The sequence below is a fragment of the Candidatus Dormiibacterota bacterium genome (assembly GCA_035544955.1).
Classification (GTDB): Bacteria; Chloroflexota; Dormibacteria; order CF-121; family CF-121; genus CF-13.
Map to the genome: position 1 here is coordinate 1 of DASZZN010000019.1, position 1,927 is coordinate 1,927.

The 1,927-nt window shown below is 62.3% G+C and carries 2 protein-coding genes; both read right to left on the reverse strand.

What is annotated here, in order from left to right; genetic code table 11:
* Window positions 1–216: hypothetical protein (locus VHK65_07750; GenBank protein ID HVS06047.1), on the reverse strand; the 216-nt coding region annotated here is incomplete at its 3' end.
* 12 nt (window positions 217–228) lie between these two features.
* Window positions 229–1,734 (reverse strand): MarR family transcriptional regulator, encoded by a 1,506-nt coding sequence (locus VHK65_07755; protein ID HVS06048.1) that lies wholly within the window; start codon window positions 1,732–1,734, stop codon window positions 229–231.
* Window positions 1,735–1,927 lie beyond the last annotated feature (193 nt).

Sequence of the window (1,927 nt, forward strand, 5' to 3'; positions counted from 1 at the left end):
GCTCTCACCCTCGACCATAACATCGCGGGCATCGGCTGCCGTCGGAGCCACGAGAGCAATCCGGCGTTTGCCTGACCTAATCTGGTCCCGAACCCACTCGGCGCCAGTTCGAGTCTTGCCAAAACCTCGTCCGGCCAGAAGGAGCCAACCGCGCCAGTCACCCGGAGGTGGAAGCTGATTAGTCTCTAACGACCTGACTCTTGAGACTTCCTGCACAGATTTTTTGGTTTATGCGAGCGCCGGGATGATCACGGTCTGAGTAACACGGCAGAGCGCTGCGGTAGCGGCGCGGCCAATGCGGGTGAGGTAGTAGCGATAGGTTCCAGCGACCCGCTTGATTACGCCGAGGTCGCGGAGCCGGCGAAGCTGGCGTGAGAGGCGATCGGGAGAGAGTTGGTCGAGCAGCGGGAGCAGGTCGGCGCGGCGGATGCCGGCGATGTTGACCCGCGGGTTTTGTAGCGCGTGCAGCAAGGCATTATCGACCGGGTCAAAGAAGTTGATTCCCTTGAGGGTCTTCTGCTCGACGGTGCGCGGCTTGGTGAGCCGGTCGAGGGCACGGACACCGGCCGAGAAGTCGTCGAGCGCTGCGAGGTGCGCCAGATAGCGGCGGTTGCAGCCGAGCATGATCTCACGTAGGTCAATCAGGCTGTAGATGGTCTTCTTGACGGGGGCGAGGACCCGCGTCGGCGGCCCCTGCCGATGTTCCACCTTGCGGTGGTGCTTGAAAAAGGAGACGTCGTTGATTGTCGTCTCAATGCGGAGCACGCAGCCGTACTTGTCGTACATCTTGATCGAGGAACTGGCGAAGCGGTGTTTGATGCAGGTCCCCTCGATGCGAGTGGAAAACTGAGAACCGATCTCCTGGGCCAGTTGCGGGCTGATCTGACGGCCGAGAAAGCTGGCGATCTGCTCCGCCTTGACGCTCAGCACCGACTCGCGGGCGAGATGTTGGTAGAGCGGCCTGAGCGTCCCGACTGAGCGGAAGACCAGGTCGGTTGCGTACTCGACCTGCATCAGGCTCCAGTGGTAGGACTGGCGGAATATGTCGAGCACCGGGCAGCACTGCGCGGCATAGCGGTCAAGCACCAGGTGTAGCCGGTCGGGCGACAACCGGTCGGCCAGATCCTGAGCGCGTTGCCAGTCATCGATACGAATGAAGGCATTGTCGGCGGCGGTGAAGCCGATGCCTTCTGCCGTCAGTTGACGCGCCAGCCAGCTGTGACCGTTGCAGTAGAATTGCAGGCGGAACGGTGCCCATGTCGGCACCCGCAGATAAACCAGGCCAAGCTCGGCATCAATGAAATAGAAATAGTAGTGTAGGCACTTGCCGCTGTCCGGCCGCACGAAGGTCTTGTGCGTCTGCTTGTCATGCCACGGCTGGTAGGCGCCGCACGCCTCCATCGCCGAGATGACATGCACCAGGCCGGGGTGTTCGCCACGTCGTTTCAGCACCTCCGCCACGACCGCTTCCTTGCGGATGTGGCTCTTGGCGATGTGCTCGATCGTGATCCCCGCCTGCGCTGCCAGCGATGCCGCCCGCTCGCGCACGCGGTCGCGCAGCGTCGAGGCAAACTGCGGGTAATCGAAGATGCGAACCCCGATCGCGTAGAGAAACTTCGTCATTCCCGCGGCGTAGCACACCGTGGGAAGCGTCCCGGTCACCACCACCCGGTCGTAACAGGACAGCACGCCGGCGATCCGATCGTCATAGCGCTCGGTGAGCGACCCCGTCATCTGGCTCTCGACAGCTTTGGCACCGGCGGACGATGCTATCCCCTCTTTGGTTCCGGCTCTGCCGGCTTAGGACAGACGATGCGCAACGTCCGGCCGGCCGAGCGCTGGTGTTGGATCGACGGAGGCACCGAGAACAATCCTCGAAACTGAACCACCTACCTTACCCGATTGGGATATCGGGAACGAAGCGCCC